At 62.7% G+C, this 14,934-nt stretch carries 17 protein-coding genes; 14 read left to right on the top strand and 3 right to left on the bottom strand.

The window, feature by feature from the left end:
* The first annotated feature begins 97 nt into the window (after positions 1 to 97).
* The gene (locus EK416_RS02410; protein WP_181952109.1) at positions 98 to 466 is read left to right on the top strand and encodes a hypothetical protein; all 369 of its coding nucleotides are present in this window, start codon (positions 98 to 100) and stop codon (positions 464 to 466) included.
* Between the two features lie 501 nt (positions 467 to 967).
* Positions 968 to 2,143, top strand: a complete 1,176-nt coding sequence (locus tag EK416_RS02405; RefSeq protein WP_127075889.1) for a DUF937 domain-containing protein — start codon at positions 968 to 970, stop codon at positions 2,141 to 2,143.
* Positions 2,144 to 2,252: 109 nt separating this feature from the next.
* On the opposite strand, the gene EK416_RS02400 is transcribed toward EK416_RS02405, so the two are convergent.
* From EK416_RS02400 to EK416_RS02390, 3 genes are all read right to left on the bottom strand, one after another.
* Positions 2,253 to 2,852: an HdeD family acid-resistance protein gene (locus EK416_RS02400; protein WP_127075888.1), complete on the bottom strand. Its 600-nt coding sequence runs from the start codon at positions 2,850 to 2,852 to the stop codon at positions 2,253 to 2,255.
* Between the two features lie 154 nt (positions 2,853 to 3,006).
* On the bottom strand, positions 3,007 to 3,324 hold the full coding sequence (locus EK416_RS02395; protein WP_127075887.1) for a hypothetical protein: 318 nt from the start codon (positions 3,322 to 3,324) through the stop codon (positions 3,007 to 3,009).
* A 115-nt stretch (positions 3,325 to 3,439) separates the two neighbouring features.
* Positions 3,440 to 4,927, bottom strand: a complete 1,488-nt coding sequence (locus EK416_RS02390) for a glycosyltransferase family 39 protein (protein ID WP_164729818.1) — start codon at positions 4,925 to 4,927, stop codon at positions 3,440 to 3,442.
* A gap of 276 nt (positions 4,928 to 5,203) precedes the next feature.
* On the opposite strand from EK416_RS02390, the gene EK416_RS02385 reads away from it, so the two are divergent.
* The 12 genes from EK416_RS02385 (at position 5,204) to hypB (ending at position 14,932) form a co-directional block, all read left to right on the top strand.
* Positions 5,204 to 6,274, top strand: a complete 1,071-nt coding sequence (locus EK416_RS02385; RefSeq protein WP_127075885.1) for a hydrogenase small subunit — start codon at positions 5,204 to 5,206, stop codon at positions 6,272 to 6,274.
* Entirely contained in the window at positions 6,274 to 8,070 is a 1,797-nt protein-coding gene (locus EK416_RS02380; RefSeq protein ID WP_127075884.1) for a nickel-dependent hydrogenase large subunit, read from the top strand. The genes EK416_RS02385 and EK416_RS02380 overlap by 1 nt, the downstream gene beginning before the upstream one ends.
* Positions 8,071 to 8,140: 70 nt before the next feature.
* Positions 8,141 to 8,908 (top strand): Ni/Fe-hydrogenase, b-type cytochrome subunit, encoded by a 768-nt coding sequence (gene cybH, locus EK416_RS02375; RefSeq protein ID WP_127075883.1) that lies wholly within the window; start codon positions 8,141 to 8,143, stop codon positions 8,906 to 8,908.
* A 411-nt stretch (positions 8,909 to 9,319) separates the two neighbouring features.
* The gene (locus EK416_RS02370) at positions 9,320 to 9,967 is read left to right on the top strand and encodes a HyaD/HybD family hydrogenase maturation endopeptidase (protein WP_127075882.1); all 648 of its coding nucleotides are present in this window, start codon (positions 9,320 to 9,322) and stop codon (positions 9,965 to 9,967) included.
* Positions 9,967 to 10,296, top strand: a complete 330-nt coding sequence (locus tag EK416_RS02365) for a HypC/HybG/HupF family hydrogenase formation chaperone (protein ID WP_127075881.1) — start codon at positions 9,967 to 9,969, stop codon at positions 10,294 to 10,296. Before EK416_RS02370 ends, EK416_RS02365 begins: the two co-directional genes overlap by 1 nt.
* Positions 10,296 to 10,748, top strand: coding sequence for a thioredoxin domain-containing protein (locus EK416_RS02360; protein ID WP_127075880.1), 453 nt, complete (start codon positions 10,296 to 10,298; stop codon positions 10,746 to 10,748). Before EK416_RS02365 ends, EK416_RS02360 begins: the two co-directional genes overlap by 1 nt.
* On the top strand, positions 10,745 to 11,587 hold the full coding sequence (locus tag EK416_RS02355; protein ID WP_127075879.1) for a hydrogenase expression/formation protein: 843 nt from the start codon (positions 10,745 to 10,747) through the stop codon (positions 11,585 to 11,587). Before EK416_RS02360 ends, EK416_RS02355 begins: the two co-directional genes overlap by 4 nt.
* On the top strand, positions 11,584 to 11,814 hold the full coding sequence (locus tag EK416_RS02350; protein WP_127075878.1) for a rubredoxin: 231 nt from the start codon (positions 11,584 to 11,586) through the stop codon (positions 11,812 to 11,814). Before EK416_RS02355 ends, EK416_RS02350 begins: the two co-directional genes overlap by 4 nt.
* Entirely contained in the window at positions 11,807 to 12,355 is a 549-nt protein-coding gene (gene hybE / locus EK416_RS02345) for a [NiFe]-hydrogenase assembly chaperone HybE (RefSeq protein WP_127075877.1), read from the top strand. Before EK416_RS02350 ends, hybE begins: the two co-directional genes overlap by 8 nt.
* Positions 12,352 to 13,536 (top strand): nickel-dependent hydrogenase large subunit, encoded by a 1,185-nt coding sequence (locus EK416_RS02340; protein ID WP_127075876.1) that lies wholly within the window; start codon positions 12,352 to 12,354, stop codon positions 13,534 to 13,536. The genes hybE and EK416_RS02340 overlap by 4 nt, the downstream gene beginning before the upstream one ends.
* The gene (hypA, locus tag EK416_RS02335; RefSeq protein ID WP_164729816.1) at positions 13,536 to 13,877 is read left to right on the top strand and encodes a hydrogenase maturation nickel metallochaperone HypA; all 342 of its coding nucleotides are present in this window, start codon (positions 13,536 to 13,538) and stop codon (positions 13,875 to 13,877) included. The genes EK416_RS02340 and hypA overlap by 1 nt, the downstream gene beginning before the upstream one ends.
* On the top strand, positions 13,877 to 14,932 hold the full coding sequence (gene hypB, locus EK416_RS02330) for a hydrogenase nickel incorporation protein HypB (RefSeq protein WP_127075875.1): 1,056 nt from the start codon (positions 13,877 to 13,879) through the stop codon (positions 14,930 to 14,932). The genes hypA and hypB overlap by 1 nt, the downstream gene beginning before the upstream one ends.
* Positions 14,933 to 14,934: the final 2 nt, after the last annotated feature.

Here is a 14,934-nt window from a genome sequence, read left to right as displayed (position 1 = left end):
CTTCGTGACAGCTCGTTACAATCTGACCGGCGAAAGGCCACAATCCTTCGCCAGATTGGTCATGCCGAGGGGGTTCCGTCATTCGGAGACCACCTGAATGAAAAAAATCATCTATCTGGCGCTTGCGCTTTTTGCTGGAGCCTTGACGTGGAGCGTCGCGCACACGTCGGCGATGGCGGGCGCAGCCGCTGCGGGCGTGCTCGCAGTTCACGATGAAGCCGCGAACAGCGACGTCATCAAGGTTCACGGACCGTGGGGCGGCCCCGGTTGGGGTTATGGCCCAGGTTGGCACCGCGGTCCGGGTTGGGGACCACGGCCATGGGGCTGGGGGCCCCGTCCGTGGGGCTGGGGCGGTCCGCGCTATTATGGCGGCTGGGGCCCCTATTATGGATGGCGTCCGCCGTATTATGGGCCTGCCTGCCGCTGGCGCTGTGGCCCATATCGCTGCTGGCGCGTCTGCTGGTGAGCCTGGCAGATAGGACGACTTGAAATCGGCCACACATTATTGCGAGTGCGTTGCCGGTTTCAAATTCATGAGGCGGACGGCAGCTTCAATTTCCGGGGCGCCTCATGGACCTTGAACGACCAAAGCCGCCTGCCTATCCGTTGGGCGCGCTTTCGCCAAGCCTCACGCAGCGCAACGTTGTCGATTTGTTTCGCTCATGCTGGCGCAAGTCTGTTTCCATCGAAAGGGCCGCATCCGTGGCCCTTTCTTTTTTGCGGAAGGTCGAGCAGAGGGAATAAGTCTCCGGCCTCTTCGGGGCCAATATTATCCTATTCACATCAATATCTGTTTGGCGTATACTTACATTTCAGTTTCGGATTGCTAGAAGGGCATAGATTTTATTTAGACCATGATAATGAAATTCTGGGTTCGACGTTGCATGGATAGCCGCCAGAAGCGAGTTTAGCGCAGGCCTGTACTTTGCAGGTATCGTTGTTTGCGCGAACACTGGAGAGGCTTCTAATGGCCACCAATCTTCTATCGACCATCACGCAGTCGTTTACTCCCGATATCGTGGGAAAACTGGCTTCGACGCTTGGACTTGAACAGCAGGCAGCTCAAAAAGGAATTTCCGCCGGCATTCCCGGCATCCTGACGGGCCTCGCGGGCATGGCACAGGGCTCGGACGGTCCGAAGCGGATCGGATATGCTCTCTCCCAATCGGAAAATATCGTCGGCCGCGACGCCGTGAACAGCGGCGATATCATCGGCAGCCTTCTTGGCTCTAACCGTGACATCCTGCAGACCGGCTGGAGCCTCATATCGTCACTCATCGGCGGAGGAACGCTCGACACGCTGACGTCCCGCCTCGCCCAGTATGCCGGCCTTGGCCAGGGCTCCGCGAAAAAGCTGATCGGCTTCCTTGCACCTGTCGTGCTTGCCTTCCTGAAGCGCCATCAGGCCACCGCCGGTCTCGACAATCAGGGCATCGCCAGCCTGCTTGTCAGTCAGAAAGGCGACTTCGAGCGCGCCATCCCAAGCGCTTCGGCGGTTCGAGCCGGGCAGGAAATACCCCAGGAAACCCGGTCCACATCACATATTCGTCAGGGCAAGTCGGCGTCGACCGGCGGCAGCGCAAATCTCGCCTATTGGCTTCTTCCGGCGCTCATAATTGCCGGCGCCGCACTCTACTTCTGGCCGAACGAAAACAGGGTGCAGCAGGAAGCCGAGCAGATCAATCGCAACACGCGCACCACCGCGCCCGAGGCAAAGATCGGCGAGCCGCCAACAACCCGTACCGGAGAAGCCGGTCGGAACGCTGCGATCAATGACAGCACGGCGCCTTTGCCCCCCCAGCCGTCCCAGGTCGCGGGAACGTCGGCCGTCGCTCTGCAAAACGATATCCTGACAAACATCTCGCGCCTCCAGACGGCGCTAGGCCGTATAAAGGACTCAGGGTCGGCTCAGGCGGCAATCGGCGAAATCCGCGATATATCGGATCGCTTCGCCAGCCTGAAAACCAGGGCTCAGGAACTTACGCCCGAGGCAAGGCAGGCGCTCGCGCAGGCGGTGCAACAACGCGTCCCGGACCTCAACTCAACGCTCGACCGTATCGGCAACGAGATCAATCTCGGTGGCGAGGCCAAGCCGGCTCTGGATACGCTGAAAAACGAGCTGGCCAAGCTGTCAAAAGCCTGAAACGGCCACCCGCCGTTCCTTATTGGCAGGCTCCCTATCGGCCCGTGCCTCCAGCTTTCGATGCTCCTGCGTTCAGGTGACAAGCCCGAACGCAGGACTCTCGCGATTCTCAAGGGCGATATTCGAACTGTTCCGGGCTGACGTCGCGGCTGGCGAGAGCCGTCATGATCAGGGCAATGCCGTACAGCAGGAGATAAACGCCGACGAGGATGCCGAGCACCCAGGCAGAATCGAGCGGAAACCCGCTGATGATGATGCCGGCGAGGACGAGATCCACAAGGCCGCTGAAGAGGAGCCAGCCCCACGAGCTGAGCACGCGGCGATGGGAGAGCGCCGCGAAGATCTGCGTGATCCCTTGCGCCAGGAAAAAGGCCGCCAAGACGAGCGTCAGGGACAGGACGCCGACGAGCGGCTGCCGCAGCAGGTAGACCCCGACGGCTATTGCGAGTGCCGCGCCGAGGAACGACCAGATGGAACCGGGCACCTCGCGGCCGGTGAAGAACGTGGCGAGGCCGATAATACCGCCGATGATGAACAGCCAGCCCGCGAGCTTGACGGCCACGACGGTCGTAAGGTATGGCGCGCCGATGGCGAGAATGCCAAGCACGGCCAGAAGTAATCCCTGAATGAGAAAGAGTATCCAGTGATCGTGAATGACCTCGCGCTCACGTTGGTGAGGGACGTTCAGGTCGGAACTTGCGCTGCTCATGGCTCCACCTTGCGATTGCGCTTCGAGATGCGGCGTCGCGCGGTGCCTCATGGGAATCGGCGTCGCCTTCCCGCGTCATGCTGACGCATCCGGGTTAGAGCAGCTGTAAGGACCGGAAGAAAAACTGAATCAAATCGGGAGCTTCATGTCGGGCTTACATGACGCGATTAGCCGAGCCCAGTTCGATAAGCGCGTCTACGACCGCGTTCATCCTTTCACGCGCAACGTCGGCGAATGTGTCGGCAACGCGGTCGTGGGCCTCGTTCGTCCTTTCGTCCTTCTCGGCCTCAAAGTGCAGGAGCGCCGCGACGACCATCATCGCATCTCTGAGGCAGGCGGGACAGGCGGAAACTTTCGCTTCCTTCGAGTGCTCATCGATCGCGCCGAGGATCTTCTGGACGAGCGTATACTGATGGCTTTCCCTGAAGCCGCAGTCATGCGGGTTGGAAGGATCAGATGCTCGTTCGCACATGTTGGGGCAACCTTGGTATGAAAATGCTCTGAGGACGGGAAAAACGTCTCGCCCGGAAAATTGCGTTTTTTCCGGTCGGCGGATTGTATAATTCGCTACTATTTGTCCCACATCTTCAACGTAAGTGCTCGGGAGCGTGTGGAGGCTGGATATGCACGAGAAAACTCGTGGACCGCTTCGAGGCAAACGGCGCCTTTCGGCGCACCGTGATGGCGACCGTTTTCGATTCGCCCGTATTATAGCTGTCGGCACGGCGGTTGCAGAGGGCGTCATTCCGCAGACAGATCGTCAACAGACCGCCGCTCGCCAGCGTGGATGGGGTTACCCACGGGGCGAAACCGGGATTGAACCCCGTGAATTCGCGCGTGCGCTCGCCGCTGTAGAACGCCGTCACCATGGCATAAGGCTCCGATCCCGCTACGGTCGCCAACGGAGCGCCTGTCGTATCCACCCACGCCGCGTGCGCTAGCTCCGATATCTCGACGGCGGGCACGACACTGAGTTCTTTTCCAAGCAACCCCATGGCATAGGGCGAGATCAGCGCGATGGGCATCGCCAGCGCATAGATCGCCGCGCCGACCAAAATCGTTCGACGGATCAGACGGCGCGGGTCGGGCCTCAGTGCCTGAAGGAGAACGAGCGGAACCAGAAAATAGATCGGGATCGCGAAATTCGTCGACAGGCGAACGTGAAAGGCCGCCGCAACGACAAGAGAGAGGGCGTAAGGCCCAAGTGCCAGAATTGCGACAAACCGGGCCAGGGTCGCGTCGAGCACATCCCCGCGCTTCGGATGATCGCGATCGCGCGCGGTGTAGATCAGCAATACGATCAGGGCATTGAACAGCAACACCGAAAGCATGAAGCTGACGAAACCGAAGCCGACACTCTCGTCGGTGAAATGCGTGCGTGTCTCCGCATAGGCGAGCGTCGGGAAGTCGTTATTGACGAGCCAGATGACGTGCGGCGCCATCAGGACGAGGAAACCGGCAAGCGCGACATAGGGAGCGGGCGAACGATAGAAGCGCCGCCATTGCGGATGCGCGAAGCTCGCCGCGAGGCATGACGCCAACAGCACCGCAGAGTAATATTTCGACAGCATGGCCGCCGCCGCGCAGGCTCCGAAGAAAAGCCCGTTACGCACGCCAGGCCGCTCCATCGCGAGCGCGAATGCGTAGGCAACCCACGGCCAGACGAGAAGCAGGATGCTGTTCGCGTTGAACCTCAGCGCGAGAAGCGTGTAGCACGGCGACGTCACCAGAAGCAGAAGCCCCGCGAAGCGATGCTCGGGTCGCGCATAGACACCGTAGAGTTTCCAGACGCCCACGAGCCCCAGCCCGCTTGTAAGCGACGACAGCAAATAGAACGCCCAGTTACTGCGGGGAAAAATCTCGAACCACGCGCCCGCGAGCCACGCCCACAACGGCGGGTGCTTGTAGTAGCCGAACTGATATTCCTGCCCCCACAGCCATGCCTCGATCATGTCGGGATGAAGCGGCCCGCTCTGATGCAGAACGCCGTAAAGCGTCCAGACGCATACATGCGCGGTCACGAATGTGCCGACCCAGAACGCGGCGTTCCGCGCGAGATTTGGAGCCTTGATCATGGTCGAACGGCATTCCTTGCCCAGCCTGAAGCCCCATAGCATGACACGCGAGTGCGGCGAAACTACCCGCGACAAAGTGGAAGAAGAGTGACCGCTTTGGCAAGCCGCGCACACTGGAAATAGACGAAATCAAAACTGACACTACCCAAATCTCAGACCCAACTGCATGTTATTTATGACATAATTAACTTTGGCACGGCCTTTGCTTGAAATGGTGCGAAGACGCGGCCGAGGGATGCCGGTCAAACGAACCATCGCGCGAAGGAAACGCCGGTCATGGACGAAACTTTCTACGATGTCTTGCGGCGGCAAGGGGTGTCACGCCGCAGTTTCATGAAATTCTGTAGCCTCACGGCCGCGGCGCTCGGCCTCGGCCCGCAGCTTGCCCCGACCCTCGCGCACGCGCTCGAAACGAAGCCGCGCATCCCCGTGCTCTGGCTCCATGGCCTCGAATGCACCTGCTGCTCGGAAGCGTTCATCCGCTCGGCGCACCCGCTCGCGTCCGACGTGATCCTGTCCATGCTCTCGCTCGACTATGACGACACCATCATGGCGTCGGCGGGCCATGCGGCGGAGGCCATCGTCGAAGAGATCGTCACCAAGCACAAGGGCAATTACATCCTCGCCGTGGAAGGCAATCCGCCGCTCAACGAGGACGGCATGTACTGCATCATCGGCGGCAAGCCCTTCGTCGAGCAGCTGAAATACGCCGCCGCGAATGCGAAGGCCGTCATATCGTGGGGGTCGTGCGCCTCGTGGGGCTGCGTACAGGCCGCGAAGCCGAACCCGACACAGGCCGTACCCGTCCACAAGGTCGTCCACGACAAACCGATCATTCGCGTCCCGGGCTGCCCGCCCATCCCGGAAGTGATGACCGCCGTCATCACCTACATCCTCACCTTCGAGCGCATCCCAGAACTCGACCGGCAGGGGCGCCCGAAGATGTTCTACGGCCAGCGCATCCACGACAAATGCTACCGCCGTCCGCATTTCGACGCGGGCCAGTTCGTCGAAGCATGGGACGACGAGAACGCGAAGAAGGGCTATTGCCTCTACAAGATGGGCTGCAAGGGGCCGACGACCTACAACGCCTGCTCCACGACGCGCTGGAACGGCGGCGTCTCCTTCCCGATCCAGGCCGGTCACGGCTGCATCGGCTGCTCGGAAGACGGCTTCTGGGACAACGGCTCTTTCTATAACCGCCTTACCAACATCAAGCAGTTCGGCGTCGAAGAAAACGCGGATGTCATCGGGGCGACAGCCGCCGGCGTCGTAGGCGCCGCGATCGCGGCTCACGCCGCCGTCAGCGCCATCAAGAACGCGCGCTCGAAGGGAGATAACGAATAATGGCGACGATCAGCACACCCAACGGCTTCACGCTCGATAACAGCGGCAAGCGCGTCGTCGTCGATCCCGTCACGCGCATCGAAGGCCACATGCGCTGCGAGGTGAATGTCGACGACAACAACGTCATCCGCAACGCCGTGTCGACCGGCACCATGTGGCGCGGTCTCGAAGTGATCCTCAAGGGCCGCGACCCGCGCGACGCCTGGGCCTTCACGCAGCGGATCTGCGGTGTCTGTACCGGCACCCATGCGCTGACCTCGGTGCGTGCGGTAGAAGACGCGCTGAAGATCCAGATTCCCGAAAACGCGAACATCATCCGCAACCTGATGCAGCTCACGCTGCAGACGCACGATCACCTCGTGCACTTCTATCACCTTCATGCGCTCGACTGGGTCAACCCCGTCTCGGCGCTCTCGGCCGACCCGGCGGCGACGAGCGAACTCCAAAAGAAGGTTTCGCCCCGCCATCCGAAATCGTCGCCCGGCTATTTCCGCGACGTGCAGAACCGGCTCAAGAAGTTCGTGGAATCGGGCCAGCTCGGGCCGTTCAAGAACGGCTACTGGTCGAACCCCGCCTATCTCCTTCCGCCGGAGGCGAACCTGATGGCGGTGACGCACTATCTGGAAGCGCTCGATTTCCAGACGCACATCATGCGCATCCGCACCATCTTCGGCGGCAAGGACCCGCATCCGAACTGGCTCGTCGGCGGCGTGCCGTCGGTCATCAACATCGAAGGGCCGGGCGCATCGACCTCCATCAACATGGAGCGCCTCAACATGGTGCGCTCCATCATCAACCAGTCGATCGAGTTCGTCGAAAACGTCTATATCCCCGACCTTCTCGCGGTGGCGCAGTTCTACAAGGGATGGCTCTACGGCGGCGGCCTGTCGTCGAAGAACGTGCTTTCCTACGGAGACATTCCGGACCGCGCCAACGACTATTCGGCGGAAAGCCTGCTTCAGCCGCGCGGCGCCATCATCAACGGCAATCTGAAGGAAGTCTTCCCCGTCGACCTGCGCGACCCGAACGAGATTCAGGAGTTCGTGCCGCATTCCTGGTACGCCTACGCGGACGAAAAGAAGGGACTTCACCCCTGGGATGGCGTCACCGAGCCGAACTTCAAGCTCGGGCCGAAGCTCGTCGGCACGCGCACGAACATTCAGGAGATCGACGAAAGCGCGAAATATTCCTGGATCAAGGCGCCGCGCTGGAAGGGCCACGCCATGGAGGTCGGCCCGCTCGCCCGCTACGTCATCGGCTATGCGAAGGGCGACAAGGAAATCACCGAGCAGCTTACGCTCGTCCTGAAAACGCTCGACGTGCCCGTTTCCGCGCTGTTCTCAACGCTCGGGCGCACGGCCGCGCGTGGCCTCGAATGCCAGTGGGCGGTGCACAAGATGAGCTACTTCCTCGACAAGCTCATCGCCAATGTGAAGGCGGGCGATACAGCCACCGCCAACACCGCGTCGTGGGATCCGTCGACCTGGCCCGCCGAGGTCAAGGGCGTCGGCTTCACCGAGGCGCCGCGCGGCGCGCTCGGCCACTGGATCAAGATCAAGAACGGCAAGATCGAGAATTACCAGTGCGTCGTGCCGACCACGTGGAACGGCTCCCCCCGCGACAACGAGGGTAACATCGGCGCGTTTGAAGCCGCGCTTCTCAACACGAAGGTGGAACGCGCCGAAGAGCCGGTGGAGATCCTGCGCACGCTGCACAGCTTCGACCCGTGTCTTGCCTGCTCCACCCATGTCATGAGCGAAGACGGCCGCGAACTGGCCGAAGTCACCGTCCGCTAAGGGAGAGATCCGAATGAAAAAGGGTTCCATCGTTCTCCCCCTCGCCCTCTCCGTGATGTAGGAGCAAGCCATGGTCATCGCCACCGACTTCGATCCGCCGCCACCGCAGGCGCCGAAACCCAACGGGGACGGGAACGGAAACGGGTTTCAGCCCGCGATCTATGTTTACGAATTTCCGGTCCGCATCTGGCACTTCGTGAACGCCTTCGCCATCGCGGCGCTGCTCATCTCCGGCTACTTCATCGGCAGCCCGCCGCCGACCCTTTCAGGCGAGGCGAGCGATCACTTCCTGATGGGCTATATCCGCTTCACGCATTTCGCCGCCGGGTACATCCTCATCATCGGAATGGCCGCCCGCACCTACTGGGCCTTCGTCGGCAACAAGCACGCGCGGGAAATCTTCATCATCCCGCTCAACAGCGCGAAGTTCTGGAACAATACGTGGAACGAGATCAAGCGTTACGGCTTCCTTGAAAACGAAGGCCGCAAATATGTCTGCCACAATCCGCTCGCCGCGCTGACGATGCACTTCATGTTCCTGTGGGGCATCACCTTCATGATCTTTACGGGGCTTGCGCTCTACGGTGAAGGCACGGGCATGGGATCGTGGCAGTACACGCTGTTCACGAGCTGGATCGTTCCGATTTTCGGAAACAGCCAGAACCTCCACACCTTCCACCATCTCGCGGCGTGGTCGATCCTCATCTTCGTGATGATCCACGTCTACGGCGCGGTGCGCGACGAGCTGCTCGGCCATCAGAGTATCTTCAGCACCATCGTCTCGGGCTACCGGACCTTCAAATCGCCCGGCAAGCCGGAGGACATGGACCGCGCCTGACCTTTTCAAGGACCTGAGTGAAACTGGCGCGGGCTTGTCCCGCGCTTTTTTTTGCGGGCGCGTTCCATTTCATACTTTTGTCGCGCAAAGAATGCGACCGGCACCGGGATATTGTGGAAGCCCTGTTTCCACTTCACCCCGGAAGCAGAAAAACAGGCGTATCTTTTCATGAAATGCGACGGGCGCATGAGAGCCGTCCCGAACATGTGAACTGGCCACTCCGTGCGGAGTTCGATCCTAATCCATTGACTTTACTGTATTTTCACAGAACGACTTTCGCCGCTGGGAGCGGACCGCTCTTTGTTTCCGTCCGCAAAGAGTATAAAACGCCGCAGCAGCGCGGCAATTTGGCCTGAAGCTTGCTGGCGCACCCCTCATCCGCTAAGAACGAGGATAAATCTAAGGAGCAACATGGCAAGGGTGCTGGTTCTCGGCATCGGCAACCTCTTGTGGGCCGATGAAGGTTTCGGGGTTCGCGCGGTCGAAGCGCTGAACCGCGAATACGCGTTCCCGGACGACGTCCGGCTCCTCGATGGCGGCACGCAAGGGCTTTATCTCCTCGATCACATCACCAGCACCGATATTCTCGTCGTGTTCGACGCGGTGGATTACGGCCTGCCGCCCGCCACGCTGAAACTCGCGGAAAACGACGACGTCCCGCAATTTCTCGGGGCCAAGAAAATGAGCCTCCACCAGACGGGTTTTCAGGAAGTGCTCGCCACCGCCGACCTTCTGGGCAAGCTGCCGAAGCACTTGTTTCTGATCGGGGTCCAGCCCGTGGAACTGGAAGACTACGGCGGCAGCCTGCGCGAAGAGGTGAAGGCACAGATCCCGGCGGCAATCGATCACGCACTCGCTTATCTCGCGCGCTTCGGCATCGAGGCGCAGCGCCGCGAAACGCCATTGCGCGAAACCGATACCATTGCCTGCGAACGCATGCTGCTGTCCCGCTACGAAGAGGAACGCCCCGGCGAGGACGACGCCTGCCGCGTAGGAGACGACCGCGTGCTTGCCATGGCAGCCGCAAAGGTCGCGGCCGACCGAAAGGGCCAGCTCTGATGTGCGTCGGCATTCCCATGCAGGTCGTCCAGCCGAAAGGCCGCTTCGCGCTCTGCCGCGCCGAGGGTAACGGGGGCGCCGAGCTTCGCGAGATCGACATGATCCTCGTGGGCGAACAGCCCGAAGACACATGGGTGCTGACTTTCCTCGACGCCGCGCGCGAGGTCATCAGCGAAGAGCATGCCCGCCAGACAGCAGACGCGCTGAAAGCGCTGGCTCTCGTCATGCAGGGCGAAACCTCCATCGATCACCTGTTCGCCGACCTCATCGGGCGGGAGCCGCAGCTTCCCGAGCACCTTCGCAAACCCGGGCCGGAGGACGCCGCCTGATGACTTCGCCCCTCATCGAAGCGCTTCCCGCCCGCCACGGCTTCGCCACCGTCACCGAAGTCACGCTCGACGCGTTTCTCGCCGTTCATGCCGACAGCGTGCTGTTCTTTCCGGGCGACACCGACCGGCTTGTCGAAAGCGCCGATGTTGCCGTCATTCTCCCGGAACTTCTGAAGAGCTTTCCCCATGTCGCCCCCGCGCTCGTGGAGAAATCGGCTGAACGCGCGCTGCAACTTCGGTTTCGCTTCAATGCGTTCCCTGCCCTCGTCTTCCTGCGCGGCGACGGTTATCTCGGCGCCATCACGCGCGTTCTGAACTGGCCCGACTACATCGCCGAGATTCGCGCGATTCTCGCGAGCGACCCGTCCGCCCCGCCGCCTTACAAATTCCCGGACCATTGCGTGCCTGCCGCGAACGGCAGCGCGCCCCTCGCGGAGGACCATTCCGAATGAGCATCACGCGCCCGCTCGCCGGCCCCGGCAGCCAGCCCGACGACGAGGACGGAGAACTCGCCTTCATGGAACTGCCGAAGGGCATGGCAACCTTCTCCATGCCGCAGATTCCTGAGCCGGATGTGGCGGCCGCCCACGCGCCCGCGCTCGAAAAACTCGACGAGGCGCTCGCAGCGCTTCGGGCCGCGCCTGCTCCCGGCACGTCGATCACCATCGACCTTCTCGACCTCGACGCCGGAAACCGCGCTTTTGTCGATCAGATGCTCGGCGAAGGCGAGGTGAGCATTGTGGCAGGCGCGCATGTACAGGCGCAGGAATCGGTGCTGGCGGGCGTCTGGCGCATCCATGTCGTCGGCAACGATGGCGCGCTGATCGCCGACGCCATCGAGGTGGGCGAATTCCCGCTGTCGGTTCTTGCCGCCGCGCAGGATGGCGGCGCAGCGAGCCTGCACGCAATCGAGACGGTCGCCGAAGACGACCTCATGAACGCGCCCGCGATCGCCGCCGAACTCGTCGACAAGCTCGCGGCCTTCGCTCCCGGCACACCGACCCACGCCATCAACCTTTCGCTGCTGCCGGTCAGCGACGGCGATCTCGCCTATCTCGACGCCCGGCTCGGGCAGGGCGCGGTTACAATCCTGTCGCGCGGCTATGGCAACTGCCGCATCTCGTCCACCGGCGTCAGGAACGCATGGTGGGTGCGCTACTTCAATTCGCGCGAAATCCTGATCCTCAACACCATCGAGGTCTGCCGCGTGCCCGATGTAGCTTGCGCCGCGCGCGAGGATCTCGAAGACAGTGCGGACCGTCTCGCGGAAATTCTGGGGGTTTACCGGTGAAGGATCACTTCTTCGCAGGCTCTTTCGGCGGCGATGTGACGAAGCTCGGCGATGACGCCCGGCTTGAATGCGGCATTTGCTGGCACGTCTACGACCCCGCCGAAGGCTGCGAGGAATGGCAGATCCCGCCCGGCACGCCGTTCGCCGCGCTGCCCGCGCAGTGGTCCTGCCCGGTCTGCGACGCGCCGAAGGAGAAGTTCTTGCTGCTGGGAGCGGGCGATGAGTGAGGCGCATGCGGTCGAGGCGACGGAGATTGCGCGGCGTCTCGAAACCGTCTTCTCGCGCATTCATGCCACGCGCATGGCGGACGTGCCGCTGTTGAACCCGCGGCTGGCCGTCGCCGCGGTCGGCCCGCGCGAGGTGGGCGGCCTGTGGCTCGCGGTGCTTGTCACACCCTGGTTCATCAACGCCATGCTGCTGCCGAAGACCGCCGATGACGCCAAAAGCTGGGCCGAGGCGCCGAGCGGCGCGAAAATATCCCACGCGCTGCCGGCTGGCACGTTCGAGTTCATCGCGGGCGGCGAGGCAGGACTTGGCCCCTATCGCATGTGCTCGCTGTTCTCGCCTGTCACGCAGTTCGAAGACCAGAAGGCCGCGCTGATCGCCGCCGAAGCGGCGCTGACTGCGCTGCTCGACAGCGGACATCATCCCGACGCGGAAGCGGCACGCCGCAAGCCGCAGCTTTCGCGGCGCGGTCTCATTTTCGGCCGCTCATCGGAGAACGGCGACCGTTCAAGCGAGGGCTCTACGAAAGGAGACGCGGCATGACGGCCGAAGGCCGGATCGAAATCGACATCTATCCCCGCGCGCCGCTCGGTCACTGCGTGCGCATCGAGTCCAGTCGCCCGCTTTCCATCACACGCCAGTTCACAGGCCACAGCCCGAGCGAAATCGCGCAGACGGTCGCGCTTCTGTACGCGACGTGCAAGGCGGCGCAGTCCGTCGCCGCCGCAAAGGCCCTTGAGGAAGCACGCGGGATCGCGGTGCCGCCGACCACAAGCCGCGTGCGCGAGATGCGTGTGCTTGCCGAAGCCGCGCGCGAGCATACGCTTCGCATCCTCATGGACTGGTCGCAGTTCCTGGATGCTCCGCAGCCTCCCCCCGCCACCGAGCTTCGCGCCGCCATGCAGGCGGAACGCGACCTCGCGCGCCATCTCGACGAGGCGCGCGCGGCGCTCCGCTTCGGCGGAACGTTCGTCTACGAGAGCGACGCCGTCGAGAATGACATAGCGGCCTGCGAAGCGCTCCTCGAACGCGCCATTTTCTCCGAGCCGCTGCGGATCTGGCGTGCGCGAGATACGAAGGACGATCTCATCAATTGGGCCGCGCCTCGACATACCATCGCCCAGCGCCTGTTCGATCAGATCGCGACCGATGGCTTGCTCGACGCAGGTGCGGCGCCGGTCTCGCCCCTCCCCGCTTTCGACCGCGACCGCCTCGCCGCAAGGCTTTTCGACGACGGCCGAGCCCACTTCGTCGCCGCGCCGGACTGGGAAGGCGTGCCGCGCGAGACATCGCCGCTTGCCCGCTCCATCGATCATCCGCTGATCCGCGCGCTGGAAACGGGCGAAGGCTTCGGCCTTGGCGCACGGCTCGCGGCGTGCCTCGTCGAACTCGCGAACGTGCCGAAGCGTCTGCGCGAGACGGTGGCGAGGCTCAACGGCTCCGAGATCGCGGAGCCCTCGCGAAGCGAAGCGATGCCCGGCGTCGGCCTGTCGCAGGTCGAAGCCGCGCGCGGCCGCCTCGTGCATGCCGTGGAACTCGCCGGCGGCAAGGTTTCCCGCTACCGTATTCTTGCGCCCACCGAATGGAACTTCCACCCCGAGGGCGCCGCGGCGCGGGGCCTTGCCCGCATCGCGCGCGGCGACGCTCACGATGTCGCTAGAATCGCTCGCCTTTTTGTGACCGCCGTCGACCCTTGCGTGGGCTATGAAGTGAGAGTGCACTGATGCACGAGATGGCGTTGGCGCAAGGAGTGGTGCGTATTCTCGAAGAGCAGGCCGCGGCGCAGCATTATTCCCGCGTCCGCGTCGTGCGGTTGGAAGTCGGGCCGCTCGCCACCGTCGAACCGCAGGCGCTGCGTTTCTGCTTCGACGCCGCAACGCGCGGCACCATCGCTGAAAACGCCACGCTCGATATCGTGGAAACGACAGCGGCGGCGTGGTGTTTCGCCTGCGGCGAAAGCGTCATCATAAAGGAGCGTAGCGGAGCCTGCCCGAATTGCGGCAGCTATCAGGTGCAGATCACGGGCGGCGACGAACTAAGAATAAGAGAGCTGGAGGTCGACTGATGTGTGGGACGTGCGGATGCGGAGACGGCGAAACGAAGATCGAAGCGGCGTCCGTAAACGCGGCGCACGGTGGACGACACGGCGACGCGCGGGGCCACGATCACGCGCATGATCACGATCATGACGGTCCTCACCACCACGACCACGCCCATGACCATGCCCACGAACACACCCATGAAGACGGGGTGACGCATTCTCACCCGCATACGCATCATCATTCCCACGATCACCAGCACGGCGAGGGTGAAGAGCATGGCGATGGCGATCACCACGACCATGGACACGGCCACCACCACAGCCACGCCCACAGCCATGGCGGCGATGATCATCGTCATGAACACGGGCATTCGCACTCTCACGAGCATGACCACAAGGCGCGCGTGGTGAAGATCGAGCAGGACGTGCTGTCGAAGAACGACGCGTTCGCGCGGGAAAACCGCGCCCGTTTCGCCCGCGACGGCGTCCTTGCGCTGAACCTCGTCTCGTCGCCCGGTTCCGGCAAGACGACGCTTCTCGTCGCAACCATCGAACGGCTCAAGGCGGATGTCCCTGTTGCGGTCATCGAAGGCGACCAGCAGACGACGAACGACGCCGAGCGCATCCGCGCGACAGGCGCGCCCGCGATCCAGATCAACACCGGCAAGGGCTGCCATCTCGACGCGCACATGACGGGCCACGCCGCCGAGAACGTGGCGCTTGCTAAAGGCGCAGTGCTGTTCATCGAGAATGTCGGCAATCTCGTCTGTCCCGCGATGTTCGACCTGGGCGAGGAAGCGCGCGTCGTGCTCTGCTCCGTTACCGAGGGCGAGGACAAGCCGCTGAAATATCCCGATATGTTCCGCACGTCGCATCTGATGCTCATCACCAAGGTCGACCTGCTTCCCCATCTCGATTTCGACGCCGACGCGCTGGCCGCCAACGCGCGCGCCATCAATCCGCGCATCAGGATCCTGCGTGTTTCGGCAAAGACAGGCGAAGGCATGGACGCCTGGGCGGGGTGGCTGCGCGCGCAGCGCACGCTCGCGCTGACCGGCCTCGAAGCGCCGGGGGCGTAATC

It is taken from the genome of Rhodomicrobium lacus, assembly GCF_003992725.1.
Classification (GTDB): Bacteria; Pseudomonadota; Alphaproteobacteria; order Rhizobiales; family Rhodomicrobiaceae; genus Rhodomicrobium; species Rhodomicrobium lacus.
The sequence above is the reverse complement of the archived record's forward strand: the minus strand, read 5'-3'. Positions and strand labels throughout refer to the sequence as shown.

Coding starts and splice junctions, on each gene's coding strand:
- EK416_RS02365 (WP_127075881.1), top strand. CDS start 9,967: ATGTGCGTCGGCATTCCCATGCAGGTCGTCCAGCCGAAAGGCCGCTTC.
- hypA (WP_164729816.1), top strand. CDS start 13,536: ATGCACGAGATGGCGTTGGCGCAAGGAGTGGTGCGTATTCTCGAAGAG.
- EK416_RS02380 (WP_127075884.1), top strand. CDS start 6,274: ATGGCGACGATCAGCACACCCAACGGCTTCACGCTCGATAACAGCGGC.
- cybH (WP_127075883.1), top strand. CDS start 8,141: ATGGTCATCGCCACCGACTTCGATCCGCCGCCACCGCAGGCGCCGAAA.
- EK416_RS02395 (WP_127075887.1), bottom strand. CDS start 3,324: ATGTGCGAACGAGCATCTGATCCTTCCAACCCGCATGACTGCGGCTTC.
- EK416_RS02400 (WP_127075888.1), bottom strand. CDS start 2,852: ATGAGCAGCGCAAGTTCCGACCTGAACGTCCCTCACCAACGTGAGCGC.
- EK416_RS02390 (WP_164729818.1), bottom strand. CDS start 4,927: ATGATCAAGGCTCCAAATCTCGCGCGGAACGCCGCGTTCTGGGTCGGC.
- hybE (WP_127075877.1), top strand. CDS start 11,807: ATGAGTGAGGCGCATGCGGTCGAGGCGACGGAGATTGCGCGGCGTCTC.
- EK416_RS02340 (WP_127075876.1), top strand. CDS start 12,352: ATGACGGCCGAAGGCCGGATCGAAATCGACATCTATCCCCGCGCGCCG.
- EK416_RS02410 (WP_181952109.1), top strand. CDS start 98: ATGAAAAAAATCATCTATCTGGCGCTTGCGCTTTTTGCTGGAGCCTTG.
- EK416_RS02370 (WP_127075882.1), top strand. CDS start 9,320: ATGGCAAGGGTGCTGGTTCTCGGCATCGGCAACCTCTTGTGGGCCGAT.
- EK416_RS02360 (WP_127075880.1), top strand. CDS start 10,296: ATGACTTCGCCCCTCATCGAAGCGCTTCCCGCCCGCCACGGCTTCGCC.
- EK416_RS02405 (WP_127075889.1), top strand. CDS start 968: ATGGCCACCAATCTTCTATCGACCATCACGCAGTCGTTTACTCCCGAT.
- EK416_RS02385 (WP_127075885.1), top strand. CDS start 5,204: ATGGACGAAACTTTCTACGATGTCTTGCGGCGGCAAGGGGTGTCACGC.
- EK416_RS02355 (WP_127075879.1), top strand. CDS start 10,745: ATGAGCATCACGCGCCCGCTCGCCGGCCCCGGCAGCCAGCCCGACGAC.
- hypB (WP_127075875.1), top strand. CDS start 13,877: ATGTGTGGGACGTGCGGATGCGGAGACGGCGAAACGAAGATCGAAGCG.